Genomic DNA, 18,355 nt, shown 5'->3' on the forward strand with positions numbered 1-18,355 from the left:
ACGCGGCCCCGGGCGGGCGTCAGTCGCGGCTCCAGCGGAGTTCGACCTCCGGGAAGCGCGGTGACGGGCCGTCGAGGAGGGGCGCGGGGCGGCCGCGGAGGAAGTGGTCGGCGAACGCCCGGGTGTAGGCGCGGGTGAGCGCGGTCGCCCGGGCGGGAGCGATGGTGCCGAGCAGCGCGGCGTAGGTGTCGGCGGGGAGGTGGCCCGGCAGGTTGCCGGGGAGGGCGGCGTGCGGCAGGTCGGTGAAGCTGAGGTGGCCGGCGCCGAGGGTGTGCAACTGGCGTCCCCAGGCGTGCTGGTGGCTGCGCCAGCGCTGCCAGGTCTCGTGGTCGGCGAGCGAGGTGAGCAGGAGGAAGGGCCGGTCCAGGCCGAGGTCGGGAACGGGTGAGCCGAACAGGCCGCCGTCCAGGTTGAGGCCGATCCGGAACCGCTCGTCCTGGCGCATCGCCTCGGCGGCCGCCGAGCCGCCCATCGAGTGGCCGAGCACGCCGATCCGGCCCCCGTCGACGCGGAAACGGTCCTGGCGACCGGTCAGTTCGGTCCTGACGAAGCGGAGGTCGGCGACCCGGGCCGCGATCTCGCGGCGCTCGGCGGCCTCCCAGTCGGCCGGCTCGTCCTCCAGCACGGTGCGCACCACCCGGCCGTCCGGGAACTCGACGGCGAGGGCGTCGTAGGTGTGGTCGACCGACGCGACGAGGTAGCCGTGGGCGGCCAACTCCTCGGCCAGCGCCGTGCAGTTGCTGCGCAAGCCGGTGCGGCCGTGGCCGAGCAGCAGCAGGGGGAGCGGGCCGGGGAGCGCGGGTGCGTCGGTGCGGGCGGTGGGGCGGACGGCCGCGATGGTGCCCGGATCCAGCGGCAGCCGCTGATCGATGGCGGCGGCGACCCGGGGCGTGGTGTACGGCGCGCGGGGGCGGCCGGCGGCGGCGCGGGCCGGGTACCAGAGCTGCACCATCAGCTCGCGCGGGCCGGCGGCGGGCACGAACGGGTCCGGGCGGTCGTGGTCGACCAGGTGCAGGGTGGCCGTGCCGACCGGGCGGCCGGTGGTGGGGGCGGGCAGGTCGATGGTGCGCGGCCGGGCGGCCTGAGCTGCCTGGGCGGGCCCGGCGGGCAGCAGGGCTGCGGCGCCGCCCAGGCCCGCGAGTGCCAGCAGTGAACGGCGCCTGATCATCCAGTATCCCTCGGTGGCGGGGTGGTTGAGGTGCGGTCAGCCTAAATGGTCTGGACCGGTCGGGCCAGGGGTGGTGGAGCGGCGTGGACGCTCAGCGCAGGACGGCGAGGACGGCGCCCCACTGCGAGGTGGTCTGGCCGGTGGCGGCGCAGTGGTCCGGATCCGTCGCGATCCGGTGGGCGGTGGTGAGGCGGTAGGAGGAGAGCCGCAGAGCGGGCAGGCTGGTCCAGCTGGTGCCGAATTCGGGGGCGCTGCCGCTGTTGCTGCCGACCGTGCTCACCAGGAGGTCGCCCGGCGCGCAGGCGGCGGCGTTGGCCGCGGTGGAGAAGGTCGTCCCGCCGGCGTCACCGGAGGCGCGGCCGACGGCCCGGACGGCGGAGACACCGCGGAACTCGTCGACGGCGACGTGGTACTTGCTCGCCCGCGGGTGGGCGACGCGGATCGAGTCCTCCGCGGTCAGCGCGGCCGCCCCGAAGGCCGCGAGGAGCAGCACCCGGTGCCGGAGCGAGTCGGTGACGTCCCCGACGATCCGGAAGCGGTCGCCCCGGCTGTCGGTGACCGTGACCGCCCCGGGACAGGTGCTGGTCAGCATCATCGTGACCACCAGGGCGTCACCCGGGGTGACGGGGGAGAGCACCGGAAGGACGACCTCGGTACTGGAGACGGCCTGCTGGTCGAAGGCGACCCGGGAGGCCCAGGACGGTGCGCTGTCGTCGGTGGCCGTGCGCGCCGCCGCCGGCCGCGGGCCCGGCGCGGGGCGGGCGGCCGCCTCGGCGGGTGCGGACTCGGTGTCCCCGGACGGGCAGCCGTGCGCGGACGGGGGTGGGGCGTCCGGCGTGCGGAAGCCGACCACGGCGAGCGTGCTGCCGACGCCGAGCGCCACGCCGAGGAGCAGGCAGAACGCGTGGGTCCAGATCCGGCGGCGGCCGCGGCCAGGTCCGGCCGGGGGCTCGGCGGCGGAGGCGGCCGTGCTGTCGGCCCTGGTGACGGTCGTGGTGTCGGCCGTGCTGTCGGCCGTGGTGTTCGCGGCGACCGGCGGCCCCGAGGGCTCGACCGGTGGGGCAGGCGGGGCAGGCAGGGCCGGTAGGGCTGGTGGGGCCGACCCCTCGTCGGCGGCGGAGGTCCACCGGCGGTGCCACTCGGCCTCGTCGCCGCCGCAGGCCCGGACGTAGGCCCTGGTCGTGGTCCAGGACGGGAGGCGCGAGCCGGAAGCCGCCTCGTAGAGCGTGGTGTGGGAGATGGAGCCGGCGGTCTTCGCCATCGTGCGGAACGAGGGCTGGCCCGCCTCCAGGCGCAACCGGCGCAGCTCGGCGGCGAGGGCCTCCGCCGCGCTCGGCGCCGGCTCTCTCTCCGCGGGTTGCGACTCCTGCTCCGCCATGGCGTCCCCCTGTTGTCAGATGTCAGATCCAGCGGCGACCGGTGTTGCTTGTCGCGTACGGATCATAGTGACGCGTGACCGCGGCGTTACGTGATCGACGGACTCCGGTTGGGTGGACGGGGTGTTCGGCGCGGTCGTCGGCCGGTGTCAGCTGTTGTCAGTTTCCGTCAGGCGGTACCGAACACCGTGGGATGTCGGGTCAGCTGTCCCAGTCGCCGCGGCCATCGGGGCGGCGCAACGGTCCGACCGAAAAGGGGAATTGAGATGACCAAGGGCATCCTCAAGAAGATCGGCCGCCGTGGTGCGACCGCGGCGGCCGTGGTGGCGGTGGCCGCCGGCGCGGTGGGCGTCTCGGCGGGCAGCGCGTTCGCCGACGGCTGGTACCAGCTCCGCTACCACGCGAGCGGCCACGGCGTGGGCGTCTACTCGCAGCAGTACTCCTGGGCGTCCAAGACCGTCGGCGACCTGGGGTCGTACTCGTGGTCGTCGGACGAGATCTACATCCAGTGCTGGACCAGGGGCGAGGACATCAACAACCAGGGCAACGTCTGGTACCAGGTGGCCGGCACGAACGGCAACTTCATCCCGACGTCCTACGTCTACGGCGCGTACGCCGACGGCAACTGGTACTTCCACAACGGCCTGCGGGAGTGCTGACGACCCGCTGACCCCGTCCACCCCGCCCGTGCCCCGGGCGGGGTGGCGTGCCGTCAGCCGGAGGACTGCCGGGCCGCCGCCTGCTTGATGGCCTCGCGGATGCGCGGGTAGCTGCCGCAGCGGCAGATGTTCTGGATCTGGTCGATGTCCGCGTCGGTCGGGTTCGGGGTGCGGCGCAGCAGGGCGACGGCGGTCATGATCTGGCCCGGCTGGCAGAAGCCGCACTGGGCGACGTCGCAGCCGAGCCAGGCCTCCTGGACGGGGTGCAGGGTGTCGCCGTCGGCCAGGCCTTCGATGGTGGTGACGCGGTGGCCCTCGCAGTCCTTGACGGAGCGGGTGCAGGGCTGGAACTCCTCGCCGTCCAGGTGGCTGGTGCAGGCGCGGCAGACGCCCACCCCGCAGCCGTACTTGGGGCCGGTGACGCCGAGCTTGTCGCGCAGCACCCAGAGCAGCGGCATGTCGTCCGGGGCCTCGACGGTGACGGGGTGCCCGTTGAGGACGAAGGTGTGGGTGGGCATGGGGTGGTGGAGTTCCTTGGCTGGGGGAGTCAGAAGTTGATCGGGAAGGAGCGCGGGCTGGTGCCGGTCGCGCGCGCGTAGGCGTTGGCGACCGCGGCGGAGGCCGCCGGGACGCCCAACTCGCCGGCGCCGCCGGGGGCTCCGCTCGGCGGCATGAGGTGGATCTCGACGGCCGGCGGGGTGTGCCGCTGCCGGGCGTACCGGAAGTCGGCGTAACTGCCCTCGCGCACGGCCCCGTTGTCGATGTGGTTGCCGGCTTGCAGGATGACCGAGATGCCGTCGATCAGGGCGCCGGTCAGTTGGGCCTCCAGGCCCCGGGGGTTGATGACCCGGCCGACGTCGGCGGCGATCACGGCCTTGGTGACCCTGGGGTCGGCCGGGTCGGTGGCGTCCAGCTCGACGAGGTAGGCGGCGCACCCGCTGTTCTCGTCGTGGTAGCCGATGCCCTGGGCGTGGCCGGGGGGCATCGGGCGGCCCCAGTCGCCGGCCTTGGCGACGGTGTCGAGGATGGCCCGGCCGGCGGCGCTGCGCAGTCGGGCGCGGCGGAACGCGACGGCGTCCTGGCCCATCCGGCGGGCGAGTTCGTCCATCATGATCTCGTCGGCGACCCGGACGGTGCCGGAGTAGACCGACCGCCAGCTGCCGGTGTGCATGTCCAGCGGCACTTCGGCGAGCAGCTGGGTGGGGATGCCGACGTTGTACGGGTTCTTCTCGCTGAGCAGGAAGAAGACCTGGGCGAGGCTGAGCCCGGCGAGCGAGAGGTTGAAGCCGGCGGCGGTGAGCATCTCGCCGAGGCCGTGCCGGAAGTCGGTCTTGACGGTGGCGGCGCGGTGCTCGTAGCTGAGCACCTGGCCGAGCGCGTAGGTGGCCCGGATCCGGTGGTGGCTGGCCGGGCGCATCCGGCCGTGGCGCATGTCGTCGTTGCGCGTCCACATGAGTTTGACCGGTCGGCCCGCGGCCTTGGAGATCTGGGCGGCCTCCAGGGCGGCGTCGAAGAACAGGCGCCGGCCGAACGAGCCGCCGCCGCGCACCACGTGGACGGTCACGGCGTTCTGCGGGAGGCCGAGTTCGGCGGCGATGGCCTGCTGGGCGACGATCGGCGCCTGCGCGGCGAACCACAGCTCGGCCCGGTTCGGCCGCACGTCGGCGACGGCGGTCAGCACCTCCATCGGCGCGTGGTTGACGAAGGCGAAGTCGAATTCGCCGTCCACGTACTGGGTGAGCAGCGGGGGGATGAGGAACGGCGCGTGGGCGGCGCGCAGTTGGCCGCGGATGTCGGAGGTGGACAGGTTGGCGACCGGGCCCGGGTTCCAGGAGGTGCGCAGCGCGTCGCGGGCCTTGAGCGCCTGGTCGAAGGTCTCGGCGAGGACGGCGACGCCGCTGGGGATCCGGACCACGCCGAGCACGCCGGGCATGGCGCGGGCGGCGGAGGCGTCCAGGGTCCTGAGCGTGCCGTTGATGGTGGTCGGGCGGGCGACCACGGTGGGGACGGCGCCCGGGATCGCGAGGTCCCCGGCGTACTTGGCGCGGCCGGTGACGATGTCGCGGGCGTCGATCCGGCCGGTGGGCCGGCCGACCAGGCGCAACTGGTCGGCGCTCTTGGGGGAGCTGGACACGGCGGGGAGGGCGACGGCGGCGGCCTCGGCGGCGAGGTCGCCGTAGCCGGCGCGGCGGCCGTCGGGGGCGAGGACGGCGGAGTCGGCGGTGCGCAGGGTGTCTGCCGGAACGTTCCAGCGCCGCGCTGCGGCGGTCACCAGCCGGGCGCGGGCGGCGGCGGCTGCGGCGCGCACCGGGTCGTACAGCGAGCGCACCGAGTTGGAGGCGCCGGTCAGCTGGTTGAAGAGCAGTTCGGGGCGGCCGTCGGAGAGCGGCACGTCCACGTCGCCGATCCGGGCGTCGAGTTCCTCGGCGACGAGCATCGCGATGGCCGTGGTGAGGCCCTGGCCGACCTCCAGCCGGGGCAGGTGCAGTACGGCGCGCCCGGCGGCGGTGAGTTCCAGGACGAGCAGGTGCGAGGTCGGCAGGCCGGCGATGATCAGCGCGTCGCCGAGGTCGAGGATGTCCGGGATGCCGGGCAGGCCGATCAGCTGCGAGGGGGCGGCGGCGTCCTGGGCGGCCGCGGCGGCGCGGACGGCGGCCCGCGCGGTGGCGGGCGCGGCGGCGTCGAGGCCGAGCCGGGCGCCGACGGTGAGGGTCGGGGCGGCCAGCAGGTAGGTGAGGAACCGGCGGCGGCGGGTGCCGGCGCCGTCCCGTGCGGTGCCCGGGTGGCCGGTGTCGTCCGAGCGGGCGATGGAGGTGCTGATGGGAAGAGCCCTTCGAGCCGATGACGGCGGCGGATCGGGCGGGCACGGCGGCGCCGGGCCCGGTGCCGGATCGCGAATGCCGTTGAGCATAGGAGGGCGTTACTGACCGGTCAATACGGCAAAACTTGGCCCTTCGGCGGGGTCGGTGATGCCCGAAGGCCGTTGGGCGAGGCGGATTCGGAGCGGGTACGGAGGGGGCGGCGGCGGTACGGCCGGGGCCGGTTCCGGGCCCGCGGGAGGAGCGATTCGCCGCCGTCGTACGGGGGTTCAGGGCTCGCCCGCCGGTGCGGTGGGGCCCGGAAGTGGACCAAGGAGTTCCGTGATCACTGGACCTTACCGCCGGTCCGCCTCCTGCCTAGGCTGGGCCGCGAACCGTTGCGAACACCCGGCGCGCGCGCCGCCCCCAGCCAGGAGACCCGTGTCGACCAGCAGCGCCCCGGCGCCCGCCCTCATCCCGCCCGCAGGGCCCCAACGGACCCTCGCCGCAGCCCAGTTGGCCAGCGCCGTCGGCGACGGCGCCTACTACACCTGCTCCGCGCTCTACTTCACCCACATCGTCGGCATGTCGGCGACCGCCCTCGGCGCCGGCCTCGCCGTGGCCTGGGCGCTCGGCTCGCTGGCGGGCGTCCCGCTCGGCGCCCTCGCCGACCGCCGCGGCCCGCGCCGGACGGCCGTGGCGCTCGCCCTGGCCACGGCGGTGGTGGTCGCCGCCTTCCTGGTGATCCGCTCCTACGGGCCGTTCCTGGTCGCGGTCTGCCTCTACGCCACGACGCAGTCCGGGCTCACCGCCGCCCGGCAGGCGCTGGTCGCCACCCTGGTGCCGCCCGCCCAGCGCACCGGGCTGCTCGCCCACCTCCAGTCGACCCTCAACGGGGGGCTGGCCGTCGGCGCCGCCATCGGCGGCATCGCGCTCACCGTCGGCACCCGGGCCGCGTTCCTCTGCGCCTTCGTGGTGACGGCGCTCGGCTTCCTGGCCGGTGCGCTGATCCTGCTGCGGCTGCCCGAAGCCCCGCCCGCCCCGGCCCGGTCGGCCGCCGGGCCCCGGCTGGCCGTCCTGCGCGACCGCCGGTACGCGGCCGTCGCGCTGGTCAACACCGTGCTGCTGCTGCGGATGCCGCTGCTCAGCCTGGTCATCCCGCTCTGGATCGCCGACCGGGCGCCCGGGATCAGCTGGCTCGGCTCGGCCCTGTTCGTCCTCAACACCCTGGCCGTGCTGGGCTTCCAGGTCCGGGCGGCGCGCGGCGTCACCGGCCTGGGCCCGGCCGCGCGGGCCGTCCGCTCGGCCGGGGTGGTGCTGCTCGCCTCCTGCGCGGTGTTCGGCCTGTCGGCCCTGGACGTCCCGGTGTGGGCGGTCGCCGCGCTGCTGGTGGCGGCCTCCGTCCTCCAGGTGATCGGCGAGATGCGGCAGTCGGCGGGCTCCTGGCAGATCAGCTTCGACCTCGCCCCGCCCGAGCGGATCGGCCAGTACCAGGGCTTCTTCGGCACCGGCGTGGCCGTCGCCCGCACCCTCGGGCCGCTGCTGCTGATTACCCTGCTGCTGGACGGCGGGCTCGCGGGCTGGCTCGTCCTGGGCGGCCTCTTCCTGGCGGCCGGGTACGCGATGGGGCCGGTCGTCCGCTGGGCCGAGCGGGACCGCGACCGGGGCCGCCCGACGCCGGTCGCCTCCGCCGTCGCGGTCCCGTAGCGGCCGCCCGCGCCGGCCGGGTGCCCTTCTCACCGGCCTTCCCCGCCGCCCCGGCGCCCTCCTCGCCGCCCCCGCCCACCAGGCCCCGCCCCAGTCGCCCGCCGCCCCCACCGCGAGCCCGCCCGAGAATGCTCCGACGGCTGACCGGAAACCGGTGGCCCGGGCCGCCGCCCGCTGGCATGCTGGCCGCGTGGACCGACCCCAGATCTGGCTCGACTTCGCCCCCGAGCTGCACCTCTTCGTCTCCGGGCCCCGGCGGGCCGGCCGCTCGGCGCTGCGCACCGACGGCACCTCGACGCTCGGCCACGTCGTCGAGTCCCTGGGTGTCCCGCTCACCGAGGTCGGCACCCTGCTGGTGGACGGCCGGCCGGTGCCCGGGTCGTACGTGCCGCTCGACGAGGAACACGTCACCGTCCGGGCCGTGGACCGGCCGCAGCCCTCGCCCACCCCGCCGCGCTTCCTGCTGGACGTCCACCTCGGCACCCTCACCCGCCGGCTGCGCCTGCTCGGCGTCGACGCCGCCTACGAGAACCCGGACATCGGCGACGCCGCGCTCGCCGCCCGCTCCGCCGCCGAGCAGCGCGTCCTGCTCTCGCGCGACCGGGGGCTGCTGCGCCGCCGCGAACTGTGGGCCGGCGCCTACGTCTACAGCCACCGCCCCAACGAGCAGCTGCGCGACGTGCTCTCCCGCTTCGCGCCCCCGCTCGATCCGTGGAGCCGCTGCACCACCTGCAACGGCACGCTGCGCGAGGCCGACAAGACCTCGGTGCGCGAGCAGCTGCGGGACGGCACCGAGCGCTCCTACGACGTCTTCGCCCAGTGCGTCGACTGCGGCCAGGCCTACTGGCGCGGCGCCCACCACGCCCGACTGGACGCGATCGTCACCGACGCCCTGCGCGAGTTCGGCACACCCGCCGGGGGCTGAGACCGGCGCGAGACCGGCGCGAGGTCGGCGCGTCGAACTACGGGACATCTCAGGGTGGCGGCCGGGCGCAGAGGCGTGTTCTCATCGGCGGTGGGGGACGAGACCAAGGTACTCCGTGACGCGAGAGAGGCCGGGTCGGATGAGCAGTCAGCCAGTGCAACAACCGTTCCAGACAGCGGACGTCGGTGACGTCGAGGTGGTGCGCGCACCGGACGGGGCCGCGGTGTTCCCGCTGCTGGTCCTGGACGGACAGGGGAGCCTCGCGGTGTTCGAGCTCGCCCCCGGGCAGGTGTCGCACGCGGTGTCGCACGCCACCGTGCAGGAGCTGTGGCAGGTCGTCGAGGGCGCCGGGGAGCTGTGGCGCCGCCAGGGCGGGCGGGAGGAGACCGTCCGGCTCGTGCCCGGGACGGCAGCCTCGATCCCGCTCGGCACGGCGTTCCAGTTCCGGGCCGACGAGGACGCCGACCGGCCGCTGCGGATCGCCGCCGTCACCATGCCGCCCTGGCCCGGCACCGACACCGAGGCCAGGCCCGAGGAAGGCCCCTGGAAGGCGACCTCCCGGTGAGCCGGGCAGGGGGGATCCCGCGCCGCCCGCTGGCGGCGCTCGTCGCGGCCGCGGCCGTGCTCGGACTCTCGGTGGCGCCCGCCGCGGCCGCCCCGGCCGCCGAGCCGCACCTCCAGTCGCGCTACGTCACGATGCCCGACGGCGTCCGCCTCGCCGTCGACGTCTGGCTGCCCGAGGGCACCACGGCCGGCGCGAACCTGCCCACCGTCCTGGTCACCCAGCGCTACTGGCGGGCCCGGGTCTACCCCGGCGCACCCGGCAACGGCGGCCGCAGCAGCGACGCCGACGGCTGGAACGCCCACGGCTACGCCTACGTGGTCGCCGACCTGCGCGGCACCGGCGCCTCCTTCGGCACCCTGAGCTCCGAACTCGGCGCCGACACCGTCGCCGACAGCGGCCCGCTCAGCGACTGGATCGCCGCCCAGCCCTGGTCCAACGGCCGGGTCGGCACCACCGGCGTCTCCTACGGCGGCGACACCGCGATGCTCGCCACCGCCCTCGGCAACCACCACATCACCGCCGCCGCCCCGATCTCCTACGACTTCGACCCGTACGAGGACCTGGTACGCCCCGGCGGCCTGCTCATCGAGCCCCGGATCGCCCCGTACGCGCTGCTGCTGCGCATCCTCGACCAGGCCGGCGGCACCACCTGCGACACCGACGAGCAGACCCGGCAGGTCTGCGCGGCCACCGGCCTGACCGGCGCCGTGCCCCGGCCGGTCGACGGCCCGGACGGACCGGCCCTGCTGGCCGCCGCGCGCGCCGAGCACGCGGGCAACGCCAACCTGGTCGACATGGCCGAGGCCGGCGTCTACCGCGACTACCAGGACGGCCCGAAGAGCTGGACGGTCGGCAGCGTCGGCGAGAAGGCCGACGCCGTCGAGGCCGGCGGCGTCCCCGTGCTCACCGACGCCGGCTGGCTCGACGCGGGCACCGCCAACGGCGTGCTCTCCCAGTTCACCGGCCTCTCCAACACCCAGGACGCCTGGATCGGCCCGTGGAGCCACGGCCAGGGCTACCTCGCCGACCCCTTCCAGCCCGCCCGCCACCTCACCGACCAGGAACGCGCCCAGATCGCCCAGCGGACGTTCGACTTCTTCGACCGCTACGTACGGGCCGACGGCCGCCCCGACGGCACCCGGCAACTGCACTACTACACCTTCAACGAGGGCGTCTGGCGCACCACCACCCGCTGGCCGCTGCCCGGCACCCGCCCGCAGCGGCTCTACCTCGGCGAGGACACCACGCTCAGCCGCCGGCGGCCCGAGCCGGACGACCGCCCCGGCGCCGACCTGCTGCGCCTCGACCCCACCGCCGGCACCGGCCCACTGGACCGCTGGAACACCAACCTCACCGGCAACCAGGTCAGTTACCCCGACCGGGCCGCCGTGGACGCCGAACTCCTCAGCTACACCACCCCGCCGCTGACCGGCGACACCCGGGTGACCGGCAACGGCCGCGTCACGCTCGACGTCACCGGCCTCGACGGCACCGCCCAGGGCGCCCTGCACGTCTACCTGGAGGACGTCGCCCCCGACGGCCGGGTCACCTACCTGACCGAGGGCCAACTCGCCCTCGCCGACCGGGCCGTGGCCGACCGGGACGACAACCCCGACTGGCGCCGGCTGCGCACGCCCCGCAGCTACGCGGCCACCGACGCGGCGCCCTTCCCGCAGGGCCGGGCCCGGCAGGTCACCATCGACCTGCAACCCGTCGCGGTGCTCTTCCGGGCCGGCGAGCGGATCCGGCTCACCGTCGCCGCCGCCAACCCGGACTCCTTCCAACTGCTCCCGGCCGACGGCCGGGCGAGCTACCGGATCGGGCACGGCGGAGCCGACCCGTCCTTCCTGGAGCTGCCGGTGGTGCGCAGCACCCCGTAGGCCCGGTCCGGCCGTCGCCGAACGCGCCCGGGCCCGGGAGGTCCACGCCACCTCCCCAGCCCAGGCTTCTCCTTCCCTCACCCCCGCGAACTCGCACGGGAGGTGCAGGGGACCGCGCCAGACGGGGGTGCAACGGTGCTCAGGGGGGTCCTGGAGCAGCCGGGGGCCGTCCAGGCGGTGGATGAGCGCGGTGAGCGCGAGCTGCGCCTCGACCCTGGCGAGCGGTGCGCCGAAGCAGCTGTGCACGCCGCTGCCGAAGCCGAGGTGCTGGTTGTCCGGGCGGGTCGGGTCGAAGCGGTCGGGCTCCTGGAACCGGAGAGGGTCCCGGTTGGCGGCGGCGAGCACCAGGATCAGCGGCGCGCCCTTGGGGACGGTGACCCCGGCGACCTCGATGTCGGTGAGCGCGGTGCGCTGCGGCAACAGTTGGACCGGGGGTTCGTAGCGCAGCAGCTCCTCCACCGCGCGCGGCATCAACTCCGGCTTGTCGCGCAGCAGTTCCAGGCTCTCGGGGTGGCGCAGCAGGGTGAGCGCGCCGTTGGTGATCAGGTTGACGGTCGTCTCGTGCCCGGCGATGAGCAGCAGGACCGCGGTGGCCATCAGTTCCGTCTGGGTGAAGCCGCCCGACGGGCCGGGGTCGTTGACGAAGGCGGAGAGCAGGTCGTCGGACGGCTTGCCCCGGCGGCTCTCGGCGAGCTCGCCGAGGTACAGCCCCATCTCCATCCGGGCCTGCGTGGCCGCCTGCTGGCGCTCGGACGGATCGCTGTCGGGAGTGGGGTCGAAGCCCGCGATCAGCGTCTCGGACCAGGCGTGGAACCGCGGCTCGTCCTCGCGCGGCACGCCGAGCAGTCGGCAGATGACGGTGACCGGCAGCGGGTAGGCGAAGTCCTCGACCAGGTCGATCCGGTCGCGGCCCCGGAGGCCGTCGACCAGTTCCCCGGTGATCCGCGCGATCTCGTCGTGCATGGCGTCGACCCGGTCGGGCGCGTGGGGCGGGCCGAAGGGCCGCATGGCGATGGTGCGCAGCCGTTCGTGCTCGGGGTCGTCCCGGCCGATGAAGGCGACCGGGACGCTGCCCTGCAGCTCGTCCGGGACGGTGCGGTTGCGGCGGTCCGAGCTGATCCTCGGGTCGTGCAGCAGCGCGGCGACCTCGTGGTAGGTGCCGACCAGGTAGCTGCCGTCGTCCTGGCGGGCCACGCCGTGGTCGCGGAGCTCGGCGTACAGGGGGTAGGGGTCGGCGCGGTTGGCGTAGTCGGTGATCCGGCGGAACAGGGTGTCGGCGGCGGCCATGCGCGGTGGCTCCTCGGGGGGTGGCGGCGGTGGTGGTCCTCGACGGGCGGCGGCGGTGGTGGTGGTCCTCGACGGGCGGCGGGGCCCGGTGGGCGTGCGCCCGTCGAGCGGTGGCGGGTGGGCTCAGCCGCCCCAGCGCCGCAGGGTCAGCCGCCGGTCGGGCAGGTGGCCGGTGAGGGCGACGGTCGGGCCGTGCGAGAGCACCTTCGGGTCGGGCACGTCGGACGGGACCGGGATGCGGGAGGCGGGCGGCTCGACGCCGTCCCAGTCGGGCGGGAACGGCGCGGCGGCCTCGATCAGCCGCTGGTAGTGCTCCAGCCACTTGGCCCGGTTCACGCTGACGGCGGCCGTGATCCGGCCCCGGTACCCGTAGACCGCGACGAGCCGGCGCTCCTCGACCGAGCCCTGGGCGAGGACCACGTGGTCGGAGAAGGTGGGCACGCCGACGGACTTGATGTTGAGCCCGAACTGGCTGGACCAGAAGGACGGCACGCTCAGGTGCGGCCGCCGTTGCGGCCCCGGGCTGACCATGTTGTGCGCCGCCACCTCGGCCTGCGCGACCGCGTTGCCCCAGTGTTCGAGGGAGAGCAGCTGGTACTCGAAGAGGGGGTGCGGGAAGCGGGCGACGTCGCCCGCGACGAAGACGTCGTCGGTGACGATCCCGTACATGTTGAAGGCGCGGCAGCCCGCGTCGCAGGCCACCCCGCGCGGACCGGCGGCGAGACCCGACTCGGCCAGCCATTCGGTGTTGCGGACGGCGCCCAGGGCGACCACGGCGACGTCCGCCTCGATCCGGCTGCCGTCGGAGAGCTCGGCGCCGGTGAGCCGGCCGGCGCGGCCGGTCAGCGCGGAGACGGTCACCCCGCAGCGCAGGTCGACGCCGTGGGCGAGCTGGACCTTGGCCGCGAGGGCGCCGAAGGCCCCGCCGAGGGCCCCGACCAGCGGGGCGGGGCCGCGCTCGGCGACGGTCACCGCCAGGCCGCGCTCCCGGCAGGCGGAGGCGATCTCGGAGCCGGTGAACCCGGCGCCGATCACCAGCACCCGCTTCGGGCCGGCGTCCAGCCGCTCGGCCAGGCCGGCCGCGTCCTCGGCGGTGCGCAGGGTGAACACCCCGTCGAGTGCGGCCTGCTCGGCCTTCGGCCAGGGCCTGGCCCGGGTGCCGGTGGCGATCAGCAGCCGGTCGTAGGGCAGTTGCTCGCCGTTCGCGAGCAGGACCTGCTTGCCGTCCCCGTCCACACCGGTGGCGCGGACGCCGAGTTTCCACTGCGCGCCCACGTCGCGGCGCCGGGGAAGCGCGGTCTCCTCGGCGCGCACCCGTCCGAGCAGCACCTGCTTGGACAGGGGCGGCCGGTCGTACGGGGGGAGGCGTTCCTCGCCGACCACGGTCAGCTCTCCGGTGAAGCCCTCGTCCCGTAGCGTCTCGGCGGCGCGCAGACCGGCCAGCGAGGCGCCGACGATGACGATCCGGCCGTTCTTGAGGTCATCGGACATCGGACCGGTCCTCCTCCTCGACCAGGATGGCCTGCACCGGGCAGGCCGCGACGGCCCGCCGGACGCGGTCACGCTGGTCCTCGGGGGCCTGCGGGGTGTAGAGCAGGGCCTCCTCCCCGTGCAGCTCGAACACTCGGGGAGCGAGGAACGCGCACTGCGCGTAGCCCTGGCAGCGGTTGAGGTCGACGACGATCTTCACGGTCTCTCCTCCCGGGCACGTCTGTGTCCGTCCTACCGCCGCCGGAGCGGCCGCGCGCCCGGTGCTGCTCCGTGGGAGCGGTCGCGGAGAGTGGCCGCCGAGGAACGCCGGGGGCCCGGGGGCCAGCCCGGCGCGCTAGTTCGGCGACTCCAGCCCGAGGGTCCAGCGGTGGGTGGTGTAGCCGCCCATCCGGGTCGGGTGGCGCTCCACGAGCGTCACGGCCAGGCCGTCGGCCGTACGGCGCAGCGTGCCGGTGAACCGGTGCAGGTCGTCGCCGGACAGCGGGAGCAGCTCGGCGAGCACGGTGGCGTCGAGGTCGCGCCCGACGGCGCGCAGCACCCCCGCGTCCAGCACCAGGACGGTGCCGTCGGCCAGCACCACCGGCGCGGGGGCCTGCGGGTCGGCGAGCAGCGGGCCGCTCTCGATGCCCCCGCCGGGCAGCAGCCGCACCACCCGGCTCCCGGTCGGCCGGCGGCGGTCGGTCTCGACGACGCGCAGGCCGTCGCCGACCACGTAGTGGCCGTAGCTGCGCCAGGAGTCGACCAGGGTGGCGTCCCGGTCGTAGGCCCAGGTGTCGAAGGTGCCGTAGCCCTCCAGGCCGAGCACGAAGCGGCCGCCGCCCAGGGCCGTGCCGCGCTCGCCGCGCAGTTCGGCGACCAGGGCGCCGTCGTCGAGGTCCAGCAGCAGGGCCGGGCCGAGGTGGCCCCAGGCGGTGTACTCGAAGGAGTCGGCGGTGACCAGCGCCCGGCCGCCGGAGAGGTGGGCCGCGTTCGGGCGCCCCGCGCAGGGGCGGCGCCAGCGGACCAGGCCTTCGGCGTCGACACAGCTGATCTCGCCGTTCCGGCCGTACAGCGCCAGGTCGCCGCGGCGGGCCAGCGGCCCCTCCGGGCGCCCCTGGGGCCGCCCGCCGCTGCGCCGGTGGTGGTCCTGGACGGTGACACGCCAACTCCCCATGATCCGGATGCTAACGGACCCCGCCGGGCCGCGGAGGGCGTTTGCGGAGGGTGCCCGGACGGCCGGGACGGCGGACAATCTCCCCAGACGCAGAGGAGGAGGCCGCGGTGGAGTTCGAGGTGTTGATCGAGACCCCGCAGGGGTCGCGGAACAAGTACGTGATGGACTTCGCGGCGGGCCGGATCCGCCTCGACCGCACCCTGTTCACCGCCACCCGCTACCCCGTGGACTACGGCTACGTCGAGGGCACCCTCGGCGGCGACGCGGAGCCGCTGGACGCGCTGGTGCTCGGCGGCGAGCCGGCCGTGCCGGGGTGCGTGATCACCTGCCGGGCGGTCGGCATGTGGGTGATGCGGGACGAACGCGGGCCGGACCAGAAGGTGCTGTGCGTCCCCGCCCACGACCCGCGCTACGGCGACCTGCGGGACATCGGCGACCTGCGCGAGTTCGACCTGCTGGAGATCACCCATTTCTTCCAGGTCTACAAGGACCTGGAGCGCGGCAAGTCGGTCGAGGGCTCGCACTGGGCGGACCGGGAGGCCGCGTACGCGCAGATCGCCGAGTCCCGGGCGCGCGCGGCGGGGACGCGCTTCGCCCGGCCGGTGTAGCCGGCCCGCCGCGCGGGCCCGGGGCTCGGAACCGGGCGTGGCGCCGGGGCTCAGAACCGGGCGTGGCGCAGGATCTCGCGGACCTGGTCGGCGATGGCGGCCTCGTTCTGCTCGAACTCCGGGGCGGTGAGGCGGTCCTGTTGGGCGGGCAGGCCGGTGAGGACGGGGGTGTGCAGGTGGCCGCCGGGGAGGTCGGGGGCGAGGTCGAGGCGCAGGCGGTTGGAGCGGTAGGCGACCTCGTTGGAGAGGTATCCGCCGCCGCCACCGGCGACAGCGCGGGAGCCGGGGGTGGGGCCGTCCGCGCGGTCGACGGGGTCGACGCCGCCCTCGGGGATCTCGGTGACGGTGGTGTTGAGGCGGACGGGGTAGGGCTGCTGGACGGCCGTCATGGCGTCGGTGGGCAGGGTGGTGCGGATGAACTCCGGGCCGTCGTCCAGGCCCGGGGCGGTGACCGGGTGCTGCCGGGTGCCGCCGGAGAGGGTGCCGGTGTTGTCGGTGGCGGGATCGGCGGAGCGGGCCCGCCCGGCCCAGGCCTCCAGGGTGAACAGGCCCGGGTAGCCCTGGCTGATGCTGGTGATCAGGTCGGCGGCCTGCGGGCCGGGGGAGAGGTGCGGGCCGAAGGCGCGCTCGACGACGCCGTCGTCGAAGTCGCCGTAGCGGACCGGCAGCAGGACGGCCCGGACTTCGGCCGGGCTGCCGTCGGCGAGGGTGATCCGCCGCCCGTGCAGTTGCAGGACGGCGGCGCCGGAGGGGTTGGCGCGGCGCGGCTCGGTGTCGAGGCCGTACGGGTCGAAGCCGCTGACGAAGATCCGCCGGACACCGGGGGCGGCGGTGAAGCCGTCGTCGAGGCCTCGGGAGGCGTCCTCGAAGCGGCCCCGCAGGTCGGCCGGGTCGACGTCGAACCCGGGTTGCCAGCGGGCCAGTTGGACGGTCATGGCGAGCCTGGTCCAGTACAGCGGACGGTCGTCGCGGGCGGGGAGTTCGCCGCTGGGCCACCGGCCCTGGGCCCGGTCCACCCCGGCCTGCCAGAGTGCCCGGCCCCAGGCGCCCGCCACCCGCTCCGCCTGCCGGGCGTTCCGGGCGGCGCACAGGGCGGCGGGGAAGCCCCGGAGCAGGTCGCGCAGGCCGGAGCGCTCGGTGAAGGCGGTCGTCCGCTGGTCCTGGAGCCGGGCCTGTTCGGTGTCCACCGGGGCGGTGGCGACGACCGGGCAGGCCGCCGGGCCGGCCTGGGCGGCGGCCGGGGTGAGCAGGGCGGCGAGCGTGCCGCTGAGGGCGGCGGCCAGGGTGGCGGCGCGACGAAGGCGTGTCATGTCACCTGACAATAGGTCGGGAGCCGACACCCCGCCAGGGCGCCCCGCCCGAGCGCCCCGGCCGGCAAGACCGCGCCGCGGGCCCGTGGCCTGCTGGAACGTCCCGTCCAGCACTGACGGGAAGTCGGGAACCGGCGCGAGCTCTACAGCGTTGTCGTGGTCGAACAGTGGAAACAGCGGTCATTCGAACGGTGGCGGAGGAAGTGTCATGAGTGTGGCCCTGACGAAGGGCGGCAACGCCTCCCTGGGCAAGCAGGCCCCCGGGCTGCGGGTCGTACGGGTCGGCCTCGGCTGGACGGCCGGCGCCGGGTACGACCTGGACGCCAGCGCCCTGCTCTGCGACGCCTCCGGGAAGGTCGTCTCGGACCAGCACTTCGTCTTCTTCAACAACCTGCAGAGCCCGGACGGTTCGGTCCGCCACCAGGGCGGCGCCGGTGGCGGCGGCGACCAGGAGCAGATCGACGTCCGGCTCGCGGACGTCCCGGCCGGGGTGGAGAAGATCGTCTTCGCGGTCGCGGTCTACGACGCGGTGCAGCGGCGCCAGAGCTTCGGCCAGGTCCGCGGCGCGTACATCCGGCTCACCGACCCGGACGGCGGCGCCGAGGCGGCCCGCTACGACGTGGCGGCCGAGGCCGGCAGCGAGACGGCGATGGTGTTCGGCGAGCTCTACCGGCACGGCGCGGACTGGAAGTTCCGGGCCGTCGGGCAGGGGTACGCGTCGGGGCTCGCGGGTATCGCCGCCGACTTCGGGGTGGACGTCCTGCAGCCGGCGCCCGCCGCGCCCGCGCCGGCTCCGGTCGTGCCCGCCGCGCCGGCCATGGCGCCCGCCGTACCCGCCGTGGCGCCCGCCGCCACGATGACCCAGCCAGGACCAGGGAGTTCCCCCGTGACGTGTTTCTTCGACCCCTCGCACGGCCTCGGCTCGACGGCGGTGCTGTGGTCGCCGCAGTGGGGCGTGCCGCGCCAGATCGAGACCTGCGCCGCCTGCGCCCAGCGGGTGCAGACCACCGTGCCGCCGTTCTACACCCCGCAGCAGGGCTACCCGCAGCCGGTCCAGCAGGGCTATCCGCAGCCGGTCCAGGGCCAGCCCGCTCAGGGCCAGCCGGGCCAGGGCGGTCGCCGCTTCGGCACCGGCGCGCTGATCGGCGCGGGCGCGGCCGGCCTGGTCGGCGGCGCGCTGCTCAACGAGGCGTTCAGCGACGACGCGCCCGAGGTGGTCGTGAACAACTACTACGAGGGCGACGACGACAGCTTCTTCTAGGCCGTTCCCCGGGGTGCCCCTGGACCGCCAGCCTTCCCGCCGGCCGCGCAGTTCGACGAAACCTGCGGGGCGGGGTGTTTCCCGAAAGTTTCCGACACACCCCTCCCGGTGCCTCCCCACCCGAGGGGGAGCCCCCGAGGCGGGTACAGAGGGGTCCGTGGGGGGTT

At 75.2% G+C, this 18,355-nt stretch carries 15 protein-coding genes and 1 pseudogene; 7 read left to right on the top strand and 9 right to left on the bottom strand.

Annotated features, from left to right (window positions below; genetic code table 11):
• Positions 1-19: 19 nt before the first annotated feature.
• Together ACFVX9_RS23570 and ACFVX9_RS23575 are read right to left on the bottom strand one after the other, a co-directional pair.
• Positions 20-1,168 (bottom strand): alpha/beta hydrolase, encoded by a 1,149-nt coding sequence (locus ACFVX9_RS23570; protein WP_387983297.1) that lies wholly within the window; start codon positions 1,166-1,168, stop codon positions 20-22.
• Positions 1,169-1,259: 91 nt separating this feature from the next.
• Positions 1,260-2,546 carry a helix-turn-helix domain-containing protein gene (locus ACFVX9_RS23575; protein WP_387983298.1) on the bottom strand — a complete coding sequence of 429 codons (1,287 nt, stop codon included), beginning with the start codon at positions 2,544-2,546 and terminating at the stop codon, positions 1,260-1,262.
• A 264-nt stretch (positions 2,547-2,810) separates the two neighbouring features.
• On the opposite strand from ACFVX9_RS23575, the gene ACFVX9_RS23580 reads away from it, so the two are divergent.
• The gene (locus ACFVX9_RS23580; protein WP_380375341.1) at positions 2,811-3,203 is read left to right on the top strand and encodes a hypothetical protein; all 393 of its coding nucleotides are present in this window, start codon (positions 2,811-2,813) and stop codon (positions 3,201-3,203) included.
• 53 nt (positions 3,204-3,256) lie between these two features.
• Here the strand turns inward: ACFVX9_RS23580 and ACFVX9_RS23585 are convergent, their stop codons facing one another.
• Entirely contained in the window at positions 3,257-3,721 is a 465-nt protein-coding gene (locus ACFVX9_RS23585; protein ID WP_063350491.1) for a (2Fe-2S)-binding protein, read from the bottom strand.
• 29 nt (positions 3,722-3,750) lie between these two features.
• Entirely contained in the window at positions 3,751-6,114 is a 2,364-nt protein-coding gene (locus tag ACFVX9_RS23590) for a molybdopterin cofactor-binding domain-containing protein (RefSeq protein ID WP_387983300.1), read from the bottom strand.
• Between the two features lie 328 nt (positions 6,115-6,442).
• Here ACFVX9_RS23590 and ACFVX9_RS23595 point away from each other — a divergent pair, with 328 nt between their 5' ends.
• The 4 genes from ACFVX9_RS23595 to ACFVX9_RS23610 all read left to right on the top strand — a co-directional run bounded on the left by ACFVX9_RS23595 (position 6,443) and on the right by ACFVX9_RS23610 (position 11,078).
• A complete protein-coding gene (locus tag ACFVX9_RS23595; protein WP_387983302.1) occupies positions 6,443-7,708 on the top strand; it encodes an MFS transporter in 1,266 nt (421 codons plus the stop codon).
• Between the two features lie 190 nt (positions 7,709-7,898).
• Positions 7,899-8,633 carry a Mut7-C RNAse domain-containing protein gene (locus ACFVX9_RS23600; RefSeq protein WP_063351639.1) on the top strand — a complete coding sequence of 245 codons (735 nt, stop codon included), beginning with the start codon at positions 7,899-7,901 and terminating at the stop codon, positions 8,631-8,633.
• Positions 8,634-8,772: 139 nt separating this feature from the next.
• Positions 8,773-9,198 carry a cupin domain-containing protein gene (locus ACFVX9_RS23605; protein WP_380375348.1) on the top strand — a complete coding sequence of 142 codons (426 nt, stop codon included), beginning with the start codon at positions 8,773-8,775 and terminating at the stop codon, positions 9,196-9,198.
• On the top strand, positions 9,195-11,078 hold the full coding sequence (locus ACFVX9_RS23610; protein WP_387983305.1) for a CocE/NonD family hydrolase: 1,884 nt from the start codon (positions 9,195-9,197) through the stop codon (positions 11,076-11,078). The genes ACFVX9_RS23605 and ACFVX9_RS23610 overlap by 4 nt, the downstream gene beginning before the upstream one ends.
• A gap of 84 nt (positions 11,079-11,162) precedes the next feature.
• On the opposite strand, the pseudogene ACFVX9_RS23615 reads toward ACFVX9_RS23610, so the two are convergent.
• The 4 genes and pseudogenes from ACFVX9_RS23615 to ACFVX9_RS23630 all read right to left on the bottom strand — a co-directional run.
• A pseudogene (locus tag ACFVX9_RS23615) lies at positions 11,163-12,365 on the bottom strand (cytochrome P450); the annotation flags it as partial.
• A gap of 123 nt (positions 12,366-12,488) precedes the next feature.
• Positions 12,489-13,856, bottom strand: coding sequence for an NAD(P)/FAD-dependent oxidoreductase (locus ACFVX9_RS23620; protein WP_387983306.1), 1,368 nt, complete (start codon positions 13,854-13,856; stop codon positions 12,489-12,491).
• Complete coding sequence (locus ACFVX9_RS23625; protein ID WP_063350495.1) at positions 13,846-14,055, bottom strand: ferredoxin; 210 nt, start codon at positions 14,053-14,055, stop codon at positions 13,846-13,848. The genes ACFVX9_RS23620 and ACFVX9_RS23625 overlap by 11 nt, the downstream gene beginning before the upstream one ends.
• Positions 14,056-14,190: 135 nt before the next feature.
• A complete protein-coding gene (locus ACFVX9_RS23630; RefSeq protein WP_380485612.1) occupies positions 14,191-15,009 on the bottom strand; it encodes a hypothetical protein in 819 nt (272 codons plus the stop codon).
• A gap of 107 nt (positions 15,010-15,116) precedes the next feature.
• On the opposite strand from ACFVX9_RS23630, the gene ACFVX9_RS23635 reads away from it, so the two are divergent.
• Positions 15,117-15,617: an inorganic diphosphatase gene (locus ACFVX9_RS23635; RefSeq protein ID WP_363374548.1), complete on the top strand. Its 501-nt coding sequence runs from the start codon at positions 15,117-15,119 to the stop codon at positions 15,615-15,617.
• 50 nt (positions 15,618-15,667) lie between these two features.
• On the opposite strand, the gene ACFVX9_RS23640 is transcribed toward ACFVX9_RS23635, so the two are convergent.
• Positions 15,668-16,927: a pyroglutamyl peptidase gene (locus ACFVX9_RS23640; protein ID WP_387983309.1), complete on the bottom strand. Its 1,260-nt coding sequence runs from the start codon at positions 16,925-16,927 to the stop codon at positions 15,668-15,670.
• 208 nt (positions 16,928-17,135) lie between these two features.
• Between ACFVX9_RS23640 and ACFVX9_RS23645 the strand changes: the two genes are divergently transcribed.
• The gene (locus ACFVX9_RS23645) at positions 17,136-18,188 is read left to right on the top strand and encodes a TerD family protein (protein ID WP_387983310.1); all 1,053 of its coding nucleotides are present in this window, start codon (positions 17,136-17,138) and stop codon (positions 18,186-18,188) included.
• Positions 18,189-18,355 lie beyond the last annotated feature (167 nt).

The organism is Kitasatospora sp. NPDC058243 (assembly GCF_042882025.1).
Taxonomy (GTDB): Bacteria; Actinomycetota; Actinomycetes; order Streptomycetales; family Streptomycetaceae; genus Kitasatospora.

What these genes read in the sequence shown, in the direction of transcription:
- ACFVX9_RS23570 (WP_387983297.1), bottom strand. Translation starts at nt 1,168, where the DNA reads ATGATCAGGCGCCGTTCACTGCTGGCACTCGCGGGCCTGGGCGGCGCC.
- ACFVX9_RS23575 (WP_387983298.1), bottom strand. Translation starts at nt 2,546, where the DNA reads ATGGCGGAGCAGGAGTCGCAACCCGCGGAGAGAGAGCCGGCGCCGAGC.
- ACFVX9_RS23580 (WP_380375341.1), top strand. Translation starts at nt 2,811, where the DNA reads ATGACCAAGGGCATCCTCAAGAAGATCGGCCGCCGTGGTGCGACCGCG.
- ACFVX9_RS23585 (WP_063350491.1), bottom strand. Translation starts at nt 3,721, where the DNA reads ATGCCCACCCACACCTTCGTCCTCAACGGGCACCCCGTCACCGTCGAG.
- ACFVX9_RS23590 (WP_387983300.1), bottom strand. Translation starts at nt 6,114, where the DNA reads ATGCTCAACGGCATTCGCGATCCGGCACCGGGCCCGGCGCCGCCGTGC.
- ACFVX9_RS23605 (WP_380375348.1), top strand. Translation starts at nt 8,773, where the DNA reads ATGAGCAGTCAGCCAGTGCAACAACCGTTCCAGACAGCGGACGTCGGT.
- ACFVX9_RS23620 (WP_387983306.1), bottom strand. Translation starts at nt 13,856, where the DNA reads ATGTCCGATGACCTCAAGAACGGCCGGATCGTCATCGTCGGCGCCTCG.
- ACFVX9_RS23630 (WP_380485612.1), bottom strand. Translation starts at nt 15,009, where the DNA reads ATGGGGAGTTGGCGTGTCACCGTCCAGGACCACCACCGGCGCAGCGGC.
- ACFVX9_RS23640 (WP_387983309.1), bottom strand. Translation starts at nt 16,927, where the DNA reads ATGACACGCCTTCGTCGCGCCGCCACCCTGGCCGCCGCCCTCAGCGGC.
- ACFVX9_RS23645 (WP_387983310.1), top strand. Translation starts at nt 17,136, where the DNA reads ATGAGTGTGGCCCTGACGAAGGGCGGCAACGCCTCCCTGGGCAAGCAG.